At 71.0% G+C, this 15,695-nt stretch carries 16 protein-coding genes; 6 read left to right on the forward strand and 10 right to left on the reverse strand.

Going from position 1 to position 15,695, the window contains the following annotated elements; translation table 11 throughout:
* Positions 1 to 75 precede the first annotated feature (75 nt).
* Both M3667_RS01215 and dapA read right to left on the reverse strand, forming a co-directional pair.
* On the reverse strand, positions 76 to 1,752 hold the full coding sequence (locus M3667_RS01215) for a ribonuclease J (protein WP_251503971.1): 1,677 nt from the start codon (positions 1,750 to 1,752) through the stop codon (positions 76 to 78).
* Between the two features lie 76 nt (positions 1,753 to 1,828).
* On the reverse strand, positions 1,829 to 2,806 hold the full coding sequence (dapA, locus tag M3667_RS01220) for a 4-hydroxy-tetrahydrodipicolinate synthase (protein ID WP_058232286.1): 978 nt from the start codon (positions 2,804 to 2,806) through the stop codon (positions 1,829 to 1,831).
* Between the two features lie 95 nt (positions 2,807 to 2,901).
* On the opposite strand from dapA, the gene M3667_RS01225 reads away from it, so the two are divergent.
* The gene (locus M3667_RS01225; RefSeq protein WP_251503974.1) at positions 2,902 to 3,438 is read left to right on the forward strand and encodes an NUDIX hydrolase; all 537 of its coding nucleotides are present in this window, start codon (positions 2,902 to 2,904) and stop codon (positions 3,436 to 3,438) included.
* 36 nt (positions 3,439 to 3,474) lie between these two features.
* On the opposite strand, the gene M3667_RS01230 is transcribed toward M3667_RS01225, so the two are convergent.
* The 3 genes from M3667_RS01230 to M3667_RS01240 are packed head-to-tail and all read right to left on the reverse strand — an operon-like array spanning position 3,475 to position 5,538.
* Entirely contained in the window at positions 3,475 to 4,230 is a 756-nt protein-coding gene (locus M3667_RS01230) for an SDR family oxidoreductase (protein WP_251503977.1), read from the reverse strand.
* Between the two features lies 1 nt (position 4,231).
* Positions 4,232 to 4,732: a dihydrofolate reductase gene (locus M3667_RS01235; protein WP_251503981.1), complete on the reverse strand. Its 501-nt coding sequence runs from the start codon at positions 4,730 to 4,732 to the stop codon at positions 4,232 to 4,234.
* A complete protein-coding gene (locus M3667_RS01240) occupies positions 4,729 to 5,538 on the reverse strand; it encodes a thymidylate synthase (RefSeq protein WP_144828327.1) in 810 nt (269 codons plus the stop codon). Before M3667_RS01240 ends, M3667_RS01235 begins: the two co-directional genes overlap by 4 nt.
* Before the next feature lie 188 nt (positions 5,539 to 5,726).
* On the opposite strand from M3667_RS01240, the gene M3667_RS01245 reads away from it, so the two are divergent.
* From M3667_RS01245 to M3667_RS01260, 4 genes are all read left to right on the forward strand, one after another.
* Positions 5,727 to 6,164 carry a thioredoxin family protein gene (locus M3667_RS01245; RefSeq protein WP_251503985.1) on the forward strand — a complete coding sequence of 146 codons (438 nt, stop codon included), beginning with the start codon at positions 5,727 to 5,729 and terminating at the stop codon, positions 6,162 to 6,164.
* Positions 6,157 to 6,729 (forward strand): DUF4395 domain-containing protein, encoded by a 573-nt coding sequence (locus tag M3667_RS01250; protein WP_251503988.1) that lies wholly within the window; start codon positions 6,157 to 6,159, stop codon positions 6,727 to 6,729. Before M3667_RS01245 ends, M3667_RS01250 begins: the two co-directional genes overlap by 8 nt.
* A gap of 110 nt (positions 6,730 to 6,839) precedes the next feature.
* Positions 6,840 to 7,265: an OsmC family peroxiredoxin gene (locus M3667_RS01255; RefSeq protein WP_144828335.1), complete on the forward strand. Its 426-nt coding sequence runs from the start codon at positions 6,840 to 6,842 to the stop codon at positions 7,263 to 7,265.
* Entirely contained in the window at positions 7,258 to 8,178 is a 921-nt protein-coding gene (locus tag M3667_RS01260; protein ID WP_251503991.1) for a TIGR01777 family oxidoreductase, read from the forward strand. The genes M3667_RS01255 and M3667_RS01260 overlap by 8 nt, the downstream gene beginning before the upstream one ends.
* A gap of 186 nt (positions 8,179 to 8,364) precedes the next feature.
* On the opposite strand, the gene M3667_RS01265 is transcribed toward M3667_RS01260, so the two are convergent.
* The 5 genes from M3667_RS01265 to M3667_RS01285 form a co-directional block, all read right to left on the reverse strand.
* Positions 8,365 to 8,817 carry a hypothetical protein gene (locus M3667_RS01265; RefSeq protein WP_251503995.1) on the reverse strand — a complete coding sequence of 151 codons (453 nt, stop codon included), beginning with the start codon at positions 8,815 to 8,817 and terminating at the stop codon, positions 8,365 to 8,367.
* Positions 8,814 to 9,626 (reverse strand): 4-hydroxy-tetrahydrodipicolinate reductase, encoded by an 813-nt coding sequence (gene dapB / locus M3667_RS01270; RefSeq protein ID WP_251503998.1) that lies wholly within the window; start codon positions 9,624 to 9,626, stop codon positions 8,814 to 8,816. The genes M3667_RS01265 and dapB overlap by 4 nt, the downstream gene beginning before the upstream one ends.
* 57 nt (positions 9,627 to 9,683) lie before the next feature.
* Entirely contained in the window at positions 9,684 to 10,286 is a 603-nt protein-coding gene (locus M3667_RS01275) for a histidine phosphatase family protein (RefSeq protein WP_251504001.1), read from the reverse strand.
* Positions 10,287 to 10,363: 77 nt separating this feature from the next.
* Positions 10,364 to 11,389, reverse strand: coding sequence for an aldo/keto reductase (locus M3667_RS01280; RefSeq protein ID WP_144828347.1), 1,026 nt, complete (start codon positions 11,387 to 11,389; stop codon positions 10,364 to 10,366).
* 241 nt (positions 11,390 to 11,630) lie between these two features.
* Positions 11,631 to 13,928, reverse strand: a complete 2,298-nt coding sequence (locus tag M3667_RS01285) for a polyribonucleotide nucleotidyltransferase (RefSeq protein ID WP_251504004.1) — start codon at positions 13,926 to 13,928, stop codon at positions 11,631 to 11,633.
* Positions 13,929 to 14,235: 307 nt separating this feature from the next.
* On the opposite strand from M3667_RS01285, the gene M3667_RS01290 reads away from it, so the two are divergent.
* Positions 14,236 to 15,660 carry a hypothetical protein gene (locus M3667_RS01290; protein WP_251504007.1) on the forward strand — a complete coding sequence of 475 codons (1,425 nt, stop codon included), beginning with the start codon at positions 14,236 to 14,238 and terminating at the stop codon, positions 15,658 to 15,660.
* Positions 15,661 to 15,695: the final 35 nt, after the last annotated feature.

The raw sequence follows: 15,695 nt of genomic DNA on the forward strand, positions 1-15,695 counted from the left end.
CGACCTCGAGCGGGGGCCGGGAACGACGAAGCGCCGCAGGCGGACCCGCGGCGCTTCGTGAGGCGATGTCGGCGCTCAGGCCTCTATGACCATCGGAACGATCATGGGCCGACGACGCAGCGACTGGTTGACCCAGCGGCCGATCACGCGGCGCACCACCTGCGAGAGCGCGTGGTTGTCGCGGACGCCCGACGTGGCGGCCTCGGCGAGAGCCGCGGCGATCTTCGGCTTGACGCTGTCGAAGACCTTGTCATCCTCGGCGACACCGCGCGCGTGGATGTCGGGGCCGGACACGATCTTGCCGGTCGCCGAATCGACGACGACGATGACCGAGATGAAGCCCTCTTCGCCGAGGATGCGGCGGTCTTTGAGGTCGGCATCCGTGATCTCGCCCACCGACGAACCGTCGACGTACACGAAGCCGATGTCGACCTGCCCGACGACCTTGGCGACGCCGTCGCGCAGGTCGACGACGGTGCCGTTCTCGCCGAGGATCGTGTTCTCCTCCGGAATGCCGGTCTCGCGCGCGAGCTTCGCGTTCGCCATCAGGTGGCGGTACTCGCCGTGCACGGGGAGGACGTTCTTCGGCTTGAGGATGTTGTAGCAGTACAGCAGTTCCCCGGCTGCGGCGTGACCCGAGACGTGCACCTTGGCGTTGCCCTTGTGCACGACGGTCGCGCCGAGCTTGGTGAGCCCGTCGATCACGCGGTAGATCGCGTTCTCGTTTCCGGGGATCTGGCTGGATGCCAGGATGATCGTGTCGCCCTCGCCCGGTTCGATCGCGTGGTCGAGGTTGGCCATGCGGCTGAGCACGGCCATCGGCTCGCCCTGCGAACCGGTCGACATGTAGACGATCTTGTCGTCGGGCAGGTCGCGCGCCTTCTTGTAGTCGATGAGGACGCCGTCGGGCACGTTGAGGTAGCCGAGGTCGGCGGCGATGCCCATGTTGCGCACCATGCTGCGGCCGAGGAGCGCGACGCGGCGGCCGTTCGCGTGAGCGGCGTCGAGCACCTGCTGCACGCGGTGCACGTGGCTCGAGAAGCTCGCCACCACCACGCGGCGCGGTGCCTTGGCGATCACCTGGTCGAGCACCGGGCCGATACCCCGCTCGGTGGGCGTGAAGCCGGGCACGTCGGCGTTGGTGGAGTCGACCAGGAACAGGTCGACTCCCTCTTCGCCGAGGCGCGCGAAGGCGCGGAGGTCGGTGATGCGACCGTCGAGCGGCAGCTGGTCCATCTTGAAGTCGCCGGTGGCGAGCACCAGACCCGCGGGCGTGCGGATCGCGACGGCGAGGGCATCGGGGATGGAGTGGTTGACGGCGATGAACTCGAGGTCGAAGGGCCCGACCTTCTCGTGCTGTCCCTCCTTCACCGTCAGCGTGTAGGGACGGATGCGGTGCTCTTTGAGCTTCGCCTCGATGAGGGCGAGCGTGAGGCCCGAGCCGATGAGGGGGATGTCGCCCTTGAGCTTGAGCAGGTAGGGCACGGCGCCGATGTGGTCTTCGTGGCCGTGGGTGAGCACGACGCCGACGATGTCGTCGAGGCGGTGCTTGATCGGCTCGAAGTCGGGCAGGATCAGGTCGACGCCGGGCTGGTGCTCCTCGGGGAACAGCACGCCGCAGTCGACGACGAGGAGCTTGCCCTGGTACTCGAACACGGTCATGTTGCGACCGACTTCGCCGAGGCCGCCGAGCGGGATGACGCGGAGGGTGCCGGCGGCGAGCGCGGGCGGGTCGAACGGGGTAGTGGGCATATGAGCCTCCTCGGATGCCGCCTCGCGGCATCCCTTCGTGTGGCGTCCCTGGCCGCGGTTCGGCGGACGCCGATGCTTATCTCGTGGTGCCGTGCACCTTCGGCAGAGCACCGCCGGCGGCCGCGTTGCGGTCGGGGCGGAAGTTGGAGAAGTCGGCGCCGGCCACGTTCTTCACGAGGGCCAGCTCGTCTTCGATAACAGCGGCTTCCCACTCCTCCGGCCCGACGAGGGGCAGGCGGACGCGGGGGCTGCCGATGCGGCCGAGGCCGTGCAGGATGTACTTCGCAGCGACGGTGCCGGGCACGTGGGTCATGACGGCGCGCACGAGCGGCTCGAGACCCTTGTGCGCGGCGGTGGCCGAGGCGAGGTCACCGGCGTTCACGGCGTCGACGATGGTGCGGTAGGGCGCGGCCGCGATGTTGGCGGTCACCCCGATGAGGCCGGAGGCCCCGATCGACAGGTGCGGCAGCACGTTGGCGTCGTCGCCGGAGAAGTACATGAGGTCGGTCTGGTTGAGCACGCGGCTGACCTCGCTGAAGTCGCCCTTGGCGTCTTTGATCGCGAGGATGTTGGGGTGCTTGGCCAGGCGCAGGATCGTCTCGTACTTGATGGGCACACCGGTGCGGCCGGGGATGTCGTAGAGGATGACCGGCAGGTCGGTCGCGTCGGCGACCAGGCGGAAGTGCGTCAGGATGCCGGCCTGCGTGGGCTTGTTGTAGTACGGCGTGACGATCATGATGCCGTCGGCGCCGGCCTTCTCGCTGGCCTTGTAGAGCTCGATGGCGTGCGCGGTCTCGTTGGAGCCACCGCCGGTGATGATCTTCGCGCGACCGGCCGATACGCTCTTGCCGACCTCGACGAGACGCAGCTTCTCGGGGTCGGTGAGGGTGGAGGTCTCGCCCGTCGTGCCCGTGACGACGATGCCGTCTGCCCCGGCGGTGATGACGTCGTCGATGTGCTTCTCGGTGGCGGGCCAATCGACTTCGCCGTCGGCGGTCATCGGGGTGATGAGCGCGACGAGCACCTGACCGAAGGGATTGCCGGAGTGCGTCATGCTCCCAGGGTATCGGTTCGCGAAGGTCGGCCCTCGGCGTCATCCACCGCGGCGGTGAACAATCCGTGACGCGAGCCGCGTCCTAGGGTGGCGTCATGGTCTGGACCACCCGCGCGTCGCGCACCGTCTACGAGAACCGCTGGATCCACGTGCGCGAAGACGAGGTGACCGGCCCCCACGGCGATGGCATCTACGGCGTGGTGCGGATGCAGCATCCGGCGGTTTTCGTCGTGGCCCTCGACGACGAGGATCGCGTCTGCCTCGTCGAGCTCGAGCGCTACACGACGGGGCGCTCGCTCGAGGTCCCCGCGGGCGGCTCCGACGGCGAGGATCCGCTGGTGGCCGCGAAGCGCGAGCTGCTCGAAGAGACCGGGGTCTCGGCATCCGAATGGATCCCCCTCGGCCGAATGAACGCCCTCAACGGCATCGCCGATGCCCCCGAGCACGTCTTCCTCGCGAGGGGATTGAAGACGACGGATGCCACGCAGTCGCAGTCCGAGGAGGGCATCGACGCGGTGCGCTGGGTGCCGTTCGCCGAGGCGCTCGATCTCGTGGCCGACGGCACGATCGCCGACGGCGAGACGATCGGCGCGCTCGCTCTCGCCGGGATCCGGCTCGGCCGCTTCCGGTGACCGTGCGCGGCCGGCCTCGGTGCGACGGCCGCGTGGTCAGCGCCCGCGCGACGCTGCGGCGACCACCACCGCGTCGGGCAGCAGCCGCGATGCGGCGACGAGCACCTTGTACCGCCACGACGGGATCGACACCGACCGACCGCGGGCCGCGTCGCGGAGCCCCTCGCGCACGACGGTGGCGGCGTCGAGCCACATGCCGTTCGGCACGCCCTCCTGCCCCGGCGGCAGCCCCAGGCGAGCGTGGAAGTCGGTGTGCACGAACCCCGGGCACACCGCGGTGACGGTGACGCCGCGCGGCGCGTAGACGACGTTCGCCCACCTGCTGAACGAGATGAGCCAGCTCTTGACCGCGCCGTAGGTGCCGCGCGGCACGAACCCGGCCACCGACGCGACGTTGACGATGCGCCCGCTCCCCCGCTCGAGCATCGCGGGCAGGGCGGCGTGCATGAGCCTCATCGCCGCCTCGACGTGCAGGCGCAGGTGCCGCACCTCGTCGTCGACGGGGTTCTTCTCGAAGGCCAGGTCGAGGCCGAAGCCCGCGTTGTTGACGAGCACGTCGATCCCTCCGGCCGCCAGGCGCTGCTCGACGGTCGCGAGCGCGACGGCGTCGAGCAGGTCGGCGGCGAGCACCTCGACGTCGACGCCGTGCGCCGCCCGGATCCCCGCGGCGACCTGGTCGAGCGCCGCGCGATCGCGCGCCACGAGGACGAGCCCGGCTCCCCGCGCGGCGAGCTGTCGGGCGAACTCGGCGCCGAGGCCCGAGCTCGCTCCCGTGATGAGCGCGGTGGCCATGTCACTCCCCTGGTCTGCGGTACGTTTCGAAGCGATACCGGATGCCGCTGCGCGAGGTGTGCCAGCCCGCTTCGGGGTCGGAGGCGATTCGGCTCCACCCCTCGGTCGAGGGGGCGCGCGTGTCGCCGTCGACGGCGACGTCGAGACGGGTGACCTCGAGCAGGTCGGCGCGACCGATCGCGGCGGCGTAGAGCATGCCTCCGCCGATCACCCAGACCTCATCGCCCGTGGTGAGCGCGAGGGCCTCGTCGAGCGACCCGGCGCGTTCGGCGCCCTCGTCCGCCCACTCCGCGGAGCGCGTCACCACGATGTTGCGCCGACCGGGCAGGGGGCGGAATCGCGGCGGCAGCGACTCCCAGGTGCGACGACCCATGACGACCTCGGCCGATCCGGTGACCTCGCGGAAGTGGGCCATGTCTTCGGGCACGTGCCACGGCATCGCGCCGTCGGCACCGATCACACCGTCGTGGGCTTCCGCCCAGACGAGGCCGACGGTGGTCATACCGCGACGGCTCCACGGATCGCCGGGTGGTGCTGGTAGTCCTCGACGACGATGTCGTCGTAGGTGTAGTCGAAGATCGAGGCGGGCGTGCGGGCGAAGCGCAGCGTCGGATACGGGTAGGGGTCGCGCGTCAGCTGCTCGGCGACCTGTTCGCGGTGGTTGTCGTAGACGTGGCAGTCACCGCCGGTCCAGACGAACTCGCCGGGCTCGAGCCCGGTCTGCTGCGCCACCATGAGGGTCAGCAGGGCGTACGAGGCGATGTTGAACGGCACACCGAGGAACATGTCGGCGCTGCGCTGGTACAGCTGGCACGACAGCTTGCCGTCGGCGACGTAGAACTGGAACAACGCATGGCAGGGCGCCAGCGCCATGTCGGGGATGTCGGCCGGGTTCCAGGCCGACACGATGAGCCGACGCGAGTCGGGATCGCGACGGATCTGCTCGACGACCTGCGAGATCTGGTCGATCGTGCCGCCGTCGGAGGTGGGCCACGAACGCCACTGCACGCCGTACACGGGGCCCAGTTCACCGTCGGCATCCGCCCATTCGTCCCAGATGGTGACGCCGTTGTCCTTCAACCACGACACGTTCGACTCGCCCCGCAGAAACCACAGCAGTTCGTAGACGATCGACTTCAGGTGAACGCGCTTGGTGGTGATGAGGGGGAACCCCTCGGCGAGATCGAAGCGGATCTGTCGACCGAACACGCTCGTCGTGCCCGTTCCGGTGCGATCGGACTTGTGCACGCCGGTGGCGAGCACGTCGCGGAGCAGGTCTTCGTAGGGCGTCGGGATCTCGGCGGTCACGGCCCTCACGATACCGGGGCGGAGCGCGAAGACGGGGCCGGCGGCTCGATCCGTGCAGGCTACGCCGCGGGTCGAGGCTGGGGAGGACGGGTGCGGGGGCGGCACCCGGCCGAGAGGGCTCCGAGCACCGCCGTCATCCGGCGACTCATCGGCCCCTCCCCCGCCGTCGCGCATTAGCGTTGTCGCTCGTGGAACCGATCGTCGCCCTCCTCCTGCTCGTCGCGCTCGTCGCCGTGACGACGGTGATCGGTCTGGTCGTGCGCCATCGTCAGGGCCGCGCAAGGGCCGTCGACTCCGTCGAGATCGTCGACCCGCAGCGACTGGGGGTGGACGCGCTCGGGGGCGAGGCCACCCTGCTGCAGTTCAGCACCGAGATGTGCTCGCGCTGCCCGGGTGTGCACCGGATGCTGTCCGCCGTCGCCCGCACCCGCGACGGCGTCCGTCACCTCGACGTCGACCTCACCCATCGACCCGACATCGCCCAGCACTTCCGCGTGCTGCAGACGCCCACGACCCTCGTGCTCGACCGCCGCGGAATCGTGCGCACGCGCTTCGGCGGTGTTCCCGCCCGCGACGTCGTCGAACGCGAACTCGACACCCTGCAGAAGGAGTCCACCCGTGCCTGACGTGTCGCGCATCGACGCCCGCGGCCCCCGCTTCGCGGCATCCATCACCGCCGTCCTCCTGCTCGTGGCCACTGCCCTCGCCCTCGTCGGCATCTCGACCCAGCGCGGCGCCATCGGATGGTTCGCCTACCAGCCGCTCGCACAGGAGCGCTTCGCGCCCGAGAGCTGGATCGTGCAGCAGGTCTCTCCGCTCGACCGCGCCGACGACCCCGGCTTCCTGCTGCTGCTCGTGATCGCCGCGCTGTTCGTGTGGGGCGTCGTCTCTCCCCGCACCGCGCCGTGGGGCGTGCTGTACCGCCGCGTGGTGCAGCCCCGACTGGGCCCGCCCACCGAGTTCGAAGACCCGCGCCCGCCGCGCTTCGCCCAGGGCGTCGGCCTGTTCGTCACCGCGGTGGGACTGCTCCTGCACCTCGCCGGCGTCCCCTGGGCGCTGCCGATCGCCGCGGCGATGGCCTTCGTCGCGGCGTTCCTGAACGCGGTGTTCGGGCTGTGCCTCGGATGCCAGCTGTACCTCGTGCTGCAGCGTGCCGGCCTCGTCGGTCGGCGCGGTCCGGCCGCCGCCTGACCGGCGAGTGTACGAAGGGGCTGTCAAGTCCCGCCGGGTGTCGGATGCCCTCGTTAGGCTGGCCGCGTCGCGGTCGCCCCTGACCGTCGCGGACACTATCGGAGGTTCCCATGGCCGTCACGAGCGAAGCCACCACCGCCTGGAAGGGCAGCCTGTTCGAGGGATCGGGTGAGGTCACCTTCACCTCGTCGGGCATCGGCACGTTCGACGTGAACTGGAAGGCCCGCAGCGAAGGGTCCAGCTCGGTCACGACGCCCGAAGAGCTCCTCGCCGGCGCGCACTCGTCGTGCTTCAGCATGGCTCTTTCCAACGCCCTCGCCGACAACGGCACCCCGCCCGAGTCGGTCGACGCCACCGCGTCGGTGACCTTCAAGCCCGGCACCGGCATCACCGGCAGCCACCTGAACGTCAACGCCGTCGTGCCCGGGCTCGACGACGAGACGTTCCAGAAGATCGCCGCCGACGCCAAGGCCAACTGCCCCGTCTCGCAGGCGCTGACGGGCATCGAGATCACCCTCGAGGCCACGCTTGCCTGAGACTCCCGCCCGACGCGTCGTCCTCGCCGGCGCGTCGGGCCTCATCGGCTCGGCCCTCGCCGACTCGCTGCGCGCGGACGGCGTCGAGGTCACCTCGCTCGTGCGTCACACCCCCACCGGGTCGCACGAGGTGCAGTGGATGAAAGACGCAGCACCGCTCGACCCCGAGGTGCTGGCGGGGGCGGATGCCGTGGTGTGCCTGAACGGCGCATCGATCGGGCGCTTCCCCTGGACGCCGTCGTACAAGAGCACGCTGCTGTGGTCGCGCATCACGCCGACGCGCAGGCTCGCCGCCGCCGTCCGGGCGCTCGGCGCCGACGCCCCCGCGCTGATCAACGCCAGCGCGACGGGGTACTACGGATCTCAGCCCGGCGCGGTGCTCACCGAGACCTCGAAGCGCGGCTCGGGCCTGCTCGCCGACATCTGCGTCGACTGGGAGGCCGCCGCCCGCGAGGCCGGCGACCACGCCCGCGTGGCCATGCTGCGCACGGCCCCGGTCGTCCACGAGCAGGGAGTGCTCAAGCCCCTGCTCGTGCTCACCAAGCTCGGCGTCTCCGGTCCGATCGGTCGCGGCACCCAGGTGTGGCCGTGGATCTCGCTCGACGACGAGGTGCGCGCCATCCGCCACGTCATCGATTCCGACATCGCGGGTCCCGTGAACCTCACCGGACCGACGCGGGCGACGGCGAACGACCTGGGCTTCGCGCTCGCCCGACGCATGAACAGGCCCTACGCCCTGCGCGCCCCGATCTTCGCGGTCAAGCTCGCGCTCGGAAAAGACGCGACCGAGGCCCTCCTCACCTCCGACGCCGACGTCAAGCCGTCGGTTCTCGAGGAGAGCGGCTTCACGTTCACCCACCGCACCGTCGAAGAGGCCGTGGCCTCGGCGGTCCCGGCGCACGACGGTGCGTGACGGCGGCGAGGGCGGCCCGAATCGGGTCGCCCTCGCTGCAGCGGTACTGACCTGCGTCTCAGGGCCGACCTCGAGTCCCGTCTCGCCGACGGCTGCATGGCGCGAGAAGGCCGGCGGATCTCCGCACTCCGCACCCGCGACCTTCTGCGCGTCGAAACCCGGGCCGCCAGTGCGGCAGGCTTCGCGTCAGGCCGCGCGGCGCTCGGCGGTCTCGAGCCGCACCGCGGTGCGCACCGCGGCGCGCGCGCGACGGCGGTCGCCCGCAGCGTCGTACGCCAGGGCCAGTCGGTAGCGCGCACGCCAGTCGTCGGGGTGCGCCTCCACGTCGGCCCGGTACCGGGGGAAGAGGGCGTCGCCGTCGGCACGCTCGATCCGACCGCTCGGACGCACGGGCAGGTCTTCGTCGGGAAGCCCTCCCTCGGCATCGAGCCGTTCGCCCAGCTGCTGCGCCCGCACGCCGAACCAGAGCTCGCGGCCGATCGCCCAGAGCGCCAGCAACGGCAGCACGAGGAGCGCGACCCCCATGACCATGCCGATGGTTTCCCCGCTGCCGAGCAGCACGATGGCACGCTGTCCGGCGAGGACGACGTACATCAGCAGGAGCACCGTCATCACGGCGACGGCGACGCGGACCTTCATGCGCTCGTGACGCTCGCGACCTGACCCGACACGTCGCCGTCGGCGACGGGCGCCTCCGCCTTCGCGGGGCGGGTGCGCACGCCGATGTCGATGAAGCTGTCCAAGCCGACGACGACGCCGCGCGTCTCCCGTGCCGCCGCGAGGGCGATGCGGATGCCGGGGGCGTAGGCCGCCTTCGGGTCGATGGTGTCGTGGACGATCGTGAGCGACTCCCCCGCTCCCGAGAGCACGGTCTCCTGCCGGGCGACGACGCCCGGCCGCCGCAGCGAGTGGATGGGCACCGAGGCCACGCGCTGCCCGCGGGCGCGCTGGTCGACGTGGGGCGACTCCACCGGGCCGACGTCGGCGCGGGCGGCGGAGATGAGCTCCGCGGTGCGCACGGCGGTACCGCTGGGCGAATCCACCTTCGTCTCGCGGTGCGCCTCGATGATCTCGATCGAGGGGAAGAACGGCGCTGCGGCGGCCGCGAGGGCGGTGCCGATCACCGAGCCGAGGGAGAAGTTCGGGATGAAGACGACCCCCGTGCCGCTGGCCTCGACGAGCGGGCGCACGAGGGCGATGCGCTCGTTCGACCACCCCGAGGTGCCCACCAGCACGTTGATCTGGCGGTCGACGGCCGCGCGCACGATGTCGATCGACACGGCGGGCGTCGAGGCGTCCACGACGAGGTCGGCCCCGTCGAGCTCGCTCATCTCCGACTTCGAGGTCAGGACCGCGACGACCTCGTAGCCGTCCTCGGCATCGACCACCTCGCGGATCACCCCGCCGAGCTTGCCGGTCCCGCCCACGATGGCCACGCGTGTCGTCATGCCTCCAGCCTAGGCGCGGTGAGGCACGTGGACTCGCCCGATCGGCGGACGCGCCGCTCAGACGGGCAGCGGGTCGGGAAGCCCCGTGCGCAACTCGACCGGCAGGTGGGCCAGGTCGTTGTGCGACATCAGCGTCCAGGGGCGGCCCTTCTTCTGCGCGATGACGGTGAGACCGCAGTAGGCCTGGTTGATCGTCATCCACCGCCAGTCGGGGGCCTGCAGCACCTCGCGGACGAACCACGAGATGACGAAGTTGTGCGTGATGACCAGCTCGTGCACCTCGCCGGCTTTGCGCGCGAGGAACTCCGCCGTGGCGTCGGCCATCTGCGCGCGCCCGGCTTCGATCTCGGCATCCGTCACCGAACCGAAGAAGGGCTCGTAGGCCGCGGGCGTCTCGGGGGTCATGCCCGTCGGGATGCAGTCGAACAGCAGGGCCGACGACTCCGGCGACACCGACGGGAGGCGTTCGGCGACGGCCCGCGCGGTCTGCGCGGCGCGCTCGAGGGGCGAGTGCCAGACGGCGTCGAGGGGAAGGCCCGAGAGGCGGTCGGCCAGCAGAGCGGCCTGTCGCTGACCCCGCGGAGAGAGGGGGCCGTCAGTGAGTCCGTGCTCGGCGTCTTGGTGCTCGCCATGGCGCACCAGGTAGATGTAGTGCGTCACGTCAGCTCACTCCGTCGTCGATCTGCCGTCCCCCGGCCGGTCCTTCCAGCCTACGTCACACCCCGACGAGGGGGCGGTCACTCGGCGGCGCGGGCGATATCCGACAGCTGTGCACGGCTCAGGCGCACCCCGACGGCCCGCATGCATTCGACCACGTGCCGCGGTGCGAAGGCGTTGACGATCGGGGCGGTGACGACCTTCTGCGCGAGCAGCCAGGCGACCGCCACGGCGGCATCCGGGATTCCGAGCTCGCTGCCCACCGCGTCGAGGGCGCGCAGCACGCGCGAGCCCCGACGATTCAGGTGCGCGGCGACCTGCGTTCCGCGCACCGACTGCGTCGACTGACCGCGGGTGCGCGTCTCGCCGGCGAGGAATCCGTGCGCGAGGGGGTGCGACGGCGTCACCGCCATGTTCTGGGCCTGCGCGATCAGCCGCACGTCGCCGTCGAACTCCGCGCGCCGCAGCACGTTGTACGGCACGTCGAGCACGGTGATGCGGGGGTAGCCGGCGGAGGAGAGGATGCGGGCCTCGACGAGCTGAGCGGCCGAGTAGCCGTGGGCGCCGATCGCCCGCACCTTGCCGGACTCGACCAGCCACTCGCTCGTGGCGAGGGTGTCTTCGAGCATCGCGGCGTCACCGCGCACGGCGTCGAGCGACAGCACGTCGATGCGGTCGGTGCCCAGTCGCGTCAGCGAGGCCTCGACCGCACGCACCAGGTTGACCGAGTCGAGGCCGGGGTTGTCGGGGTGGCTGCCCACGCGCACGGTCAGCACGACCTCGTCTCGCGCTCGACGGCTGCGCAGCCATTCTCCGATGATGAATTCGCTGCGTCCCGCGGCGTAGCTGTCGGCGGTGTGCAGGGCGTTGCCGCCGAGCTCGGCGTAGGTGTCGAGGATCTCGTGGCTCGCGCGCGCATCGACGTTCCAGCCGAACTCTCCACCGCCGAGGAACATCGGGAAGACTTCGAAGCCGCTCTCGCCCAGGGGTACGCGAACATGCGAGCCGAGGCCGGGGCCCTGCAGGGTGATGGGGGTCGACGGATGCGGGGCTCGATCGCGTCGCAGGCGCGGCGTGGCCGTCTCATCGACGCCTGAGCCGCTCATGGCGAGATCCCCTCTCCGCGGCGCCGGGTCGACGGTACGGCTGACCCGTATCACCACGCCCCCCGACGTACTTCCGAGGGTAGGCGGTCCCCGTGACCGGCCCGTCGTTTCGCCCGGCTCGGCGGTAAATATTGCGTAACGCTTGGCGGGCGTCATCACGCCTCCCCCACGCGTCACTCGCGTCACACGACGAATGCCCGCCCCGCGCGAGGCGGGACGGGCATCCGATGAACCAGAAGGATCAGCCTTCGGCGGGAGCCTCGGGGCCCTCGCTCGCGGCGGCCGAGCTCTGCGTGTCGGCGGGCTCGGGCGTAGTGGCATCCTCGTCGAGCACGGGCTCGAGCGACAGCTTGCCGCGGTCGTCGATCTTCGTGATGCGCACGAGGATCTTGCGACCGACCGAGAGCACGTCTTCGACGTTCTCGACGCGCTTGCCACCGGCGAGCTTGCGGACCTCGCTGACGTGCAGCAGGCCGTCCTTGCCGGGGAGCAGCGAGACGAACGCACCGAAGGTCGCGATCTTGACGACGGTTCCGAGGAACTGCTCGCCCACCTCGGGGTTGGTCGGGTTCGCGATCGCGTTCACCTGGGCGCGGGCCGCCTCGGCCGAGGGACCGTCGGTCGCACCGATGTACACGGTGCCGTCGTCCTCGATCGAGATCTGGGCGCCGGTCTCGTCCTGGATGGAGTTGATCGTCTTGCCCTTGGGTCCGATGAGCTCACCGATCTTGTCGACCGGGATCTGCACGCTGATGACGCGGGGCGCGGTGGGCGCCATCTCGTCGGGAGCGTCGATCGCGGCGTTCAGGACGTTGAGGATCGTGAGGCGAGCCTCCTTGGCCTGGGTGAGGGCTGCGGCCAGCACCGACGACGGGATGCCGTCGAGCTTGGTGTCGAGCTGGATCGCGGTGATGAACTCGCTGGTGCCCGCAACCTTGAAGTCCATGTCGCCGAGGGCGTCTTCGGCGCCGAGGATGTCGGTCAGAGCGGCGTAGCGCGTCTGGCCGTCGACCTCGTCGGTGACGAGGCCCATCGCGATGCCGGCGACGGGGGCGCGAAGGGGCACACCCGCGTTCAGTAGCGACAGGGTCGAGGCGCAGACCGAGCCCATCGACGTCGAGCCGTTGGAGCCGAGAGCCTCGGACACCTGACGGATCGCGTAGGGGAACTCCTCGCGGCTGGGCAGCACCGGAACGAGGGCGCGCTCGGCCAGGAAGCCGTGACCGATCTCGCGACGCTTCGGCGAACCCACGCGACCGGTCTCACCGGTCGAGTACGGCGGGAAGTTGTAGTGGTGCAGGTAGCGCTTGCTGGTGATGGGCGACAGCGAGTCGATCTGCTGCTCCATCTTGAGCATGTTCAGCGTGGTGACGCCCAGGATCTGGGTCTCGCCGCGCTGGAAGATCGCCGAGCCGTGGACGCGCGGGATGACCTGCACCTCGGCGTCGAGCGGACGGATGTCGGCGACGCCACGGCCGTCCATGCGGACGCCCTCGGCGAGGATGCGACCGCGGACGATCGTCTTGGTGACCGACTTGTACGCGGCGTTGAACTCGAGCGTCGCGACGGCGGGCAGCTCGCCCGACTCGACGGCGGCGAGGAGCTGCTCCTTGACGGAGGTCTTGACCTCGTCATCGGCGTTCTGGCGCTCCTGCTTGTCGGCGATCTGGTACACGGGCACCAGACGGTCGTAGGCGCGGCCGGCGACGAAGTCGTACGTCTGCTGGCTGTAGGCCGGGAAGACGGGGAACGACTGGATCTCCTTGGCCGCGGTGCGCGCGACCTCGTTCTGCGCGTCGACGAGCTGACGCAGGAAGGGCTTGGCGGCCTCGAGGCCCTCGGCGACGACCTGCTCGTTGGGCTTGGTCGCGCCGCCCTTGATCATGTTCCAGCTGCCCTCGGTGGCCTCGGCCTCCACCATCATGATGGCGACGTCGCCGTCGTCGAGCACGCGGCCCGCGACGATGAGGTCGAAGACGGCGTCTTCGAGCTGGGTGACGGTCGGGAAGGCGACCCACTGGTCAGCGGTCTCGCCCTGGCCGGGGATGAGCGCCAGGCGCACACCCGCGATGGGGCCCGAGAACGGCAGACCCGAGATCTGGGTCGACAGCGACGCGGCGTTGATCGCCAGTGCGTCGTAGAACTCGCCGGGGGCGATCGAGAGCACGGTGACGACGATCTGCACCTCGTTGCGCAGGCCGTCGACGAACGACGGGCGCAGCGGGCGGTCGATGAGACGGCACACGAGGATGGCCTCGGTGGAGGGGCGACCCTCGCGGCGGAAGAACGAACCGGGGATCTTGCCGGCGGCGTACGAACGCTCTTCGACGTCGACGGTCAGCGGGAAGAAGTCGAAGCCTTCACGCGGGTGCTTGCCGGCACTGGTGGCCGACAGGAGCATGGTCTCCTCGTCGAGGTAGGCGGCGACAGCGCCCTGAGCCTGCTGAGCGAGGCGTCCGGTCTCGAACCGGACGGTACGGGTGCCGAAACGGCCGTTGTCGAGAACGGCTTCAGCGGCGGTGATTTCTGGACCTTCCAAGAGGTCCCTCCTTCTTTGTTTAGGCTCGCCGCCCCGTGTGGGCGACGAGCTGACATGCGAAGGAGCAGGAACAGGCAGAAAGGGCACGCCGATGCGATCGGCGAGGGATTCCCGGCGACTGGCCACCAGTGCTCGACCACCCGGCGCTGACGACGGGGAGTCCACCACAGGGGACCAGCGTCTGCCGGCCTGCTCCGTGAGCTCGTATTTATTTGAGCGGATGCCAAGACGGCATTCGGTCCTCACCCTACCAGCGACCGCCCTCGCGGGGTGGGCACGGCACGGCGAAGTGCTCTAGCGTGACCTCATGGGCCTCATTCGTCGCAGTAGTCACACGCTCCTCGCGTGCGTGCTCCTGGGCGCGCTGATCGCCCCGTCGCCGGCGAGCGCGACATCCCTCTCCGCCTCGACCGTCTCCCCCGTCGCGGCGGTCGACCAGGCCGCCGTCGACCGTGTGCTGGCCGAGCTCGACGCCGCGGAGACCTCGGCGGCCGAGGCCTCGCGCCGCGCCCTCGACGCCTCCGCCCTCGCGGAACGCACGCGCCTGCAGGCCGAGACGACCGCGCAGCGCGCCGAGGGACTCACCGCCCAGAGCGAGGCGGCCGACGCTGCGCTCTCCGCCGCGAGCACGCGCGCCGGAGCGAGCGCCTCCCGCCTCATGCGCACGGTGGGCGGCGGCCCGCTGGTGGCGCAGCTGCTGACGAACGCCGACCCCGACTCGCTGTTGCAGCGCCTCGGCATCCTCGACCGCGTCACCACCTTGGCCGCGCGCACCGCCGGCGAGGCCCGTAGTGCCTCCGACGTCGCCACCTCCCTGCGGGAGCAGGCCGAGCAGGCCCGTGACGAAGCGGCACGTCTGGCTGCCGACGCGCAGTCGACCGCGGCGACGGCGCAGAGCGATGCGGATGCCGAGGCGGCCACGGTCGCGTCGGCGCAGGCCCGGCTGAACGACCTCTACGCGCAGCTCGCCGCTCTGCGCAAGTCGACCGCCGACGCCGAACGCGCCGCCCGCGAACGCGAGAAGGCGCAGCGCGACGCCGCCGCACCCGGTGGGGCGACCGGCGGCGGCGCGAACGCCGGATCGAACGGCGGTGCCGGCTCCGGCTCGAGCGCCGGCGGGTCGGGCTCCGGCGGCTCGGGCTCGGCCCCGGGCGGCGGAGCGGGCGGCAGCGGCTCGGGCGGCTCCTCCTCCGGCGGCGGGGGCTCCAGCGGGGGCAGCGGCTCGGGCGGCGGATCGAGCAGCGGTGGCTCAGGCTCCGGCGGCGGCTCCAGTTCCGGCGGCGGGTCGAGCTCCGGCGGCGGGTCCAGCTCCGGCGGCGGGTCCAGCTCCGGCGGCGGGTCCAGCTCCGGCGGCGGGTCCAGCTCCGGCTCCGGCGGATCGAACGCGGGCGGCGGCGGGTCCACGGCCCCGGCTGGTCCGACCATGAGCCCGTCCCAGGCCCGTGACCACGCGCGCGGCGCGATCCGCAGCTACGGCTGGGGCGACGACCAGTTCTCGTGCCTCGTGTCGCTGTGGAACCGCGAGTCGGGCTGGCGCGCCGACGCCCTCAACCCCTGGAGCGGCGCCTACGGCATCCCCCAGGCGCTGCCGGGCGAGAAGATGGCATCCGCGGGCCTCGACTGGCGCACCAACGCGGCGACCCAGATCTCGTGGGGGCTGACCTACATCAGCGGCCGCTACGGCTCACCGTGCGGGGCGTGGGCGCACTCGGAGCAGACCGGCTGGTACTGACGCATCCGCACGGCGGAGCGGGCAAGCGGCGCGAT

Origin of the sequence: Microbacterium sp. P26, assembly GCF_023712585.1 — a bacterium.
Lineage (GTDB): Bacteria > Actinomycetota > Actinomycetes > Actinomycetales > Microbacteriaceae > Microbacterium > Microbacterium algihabitans_A.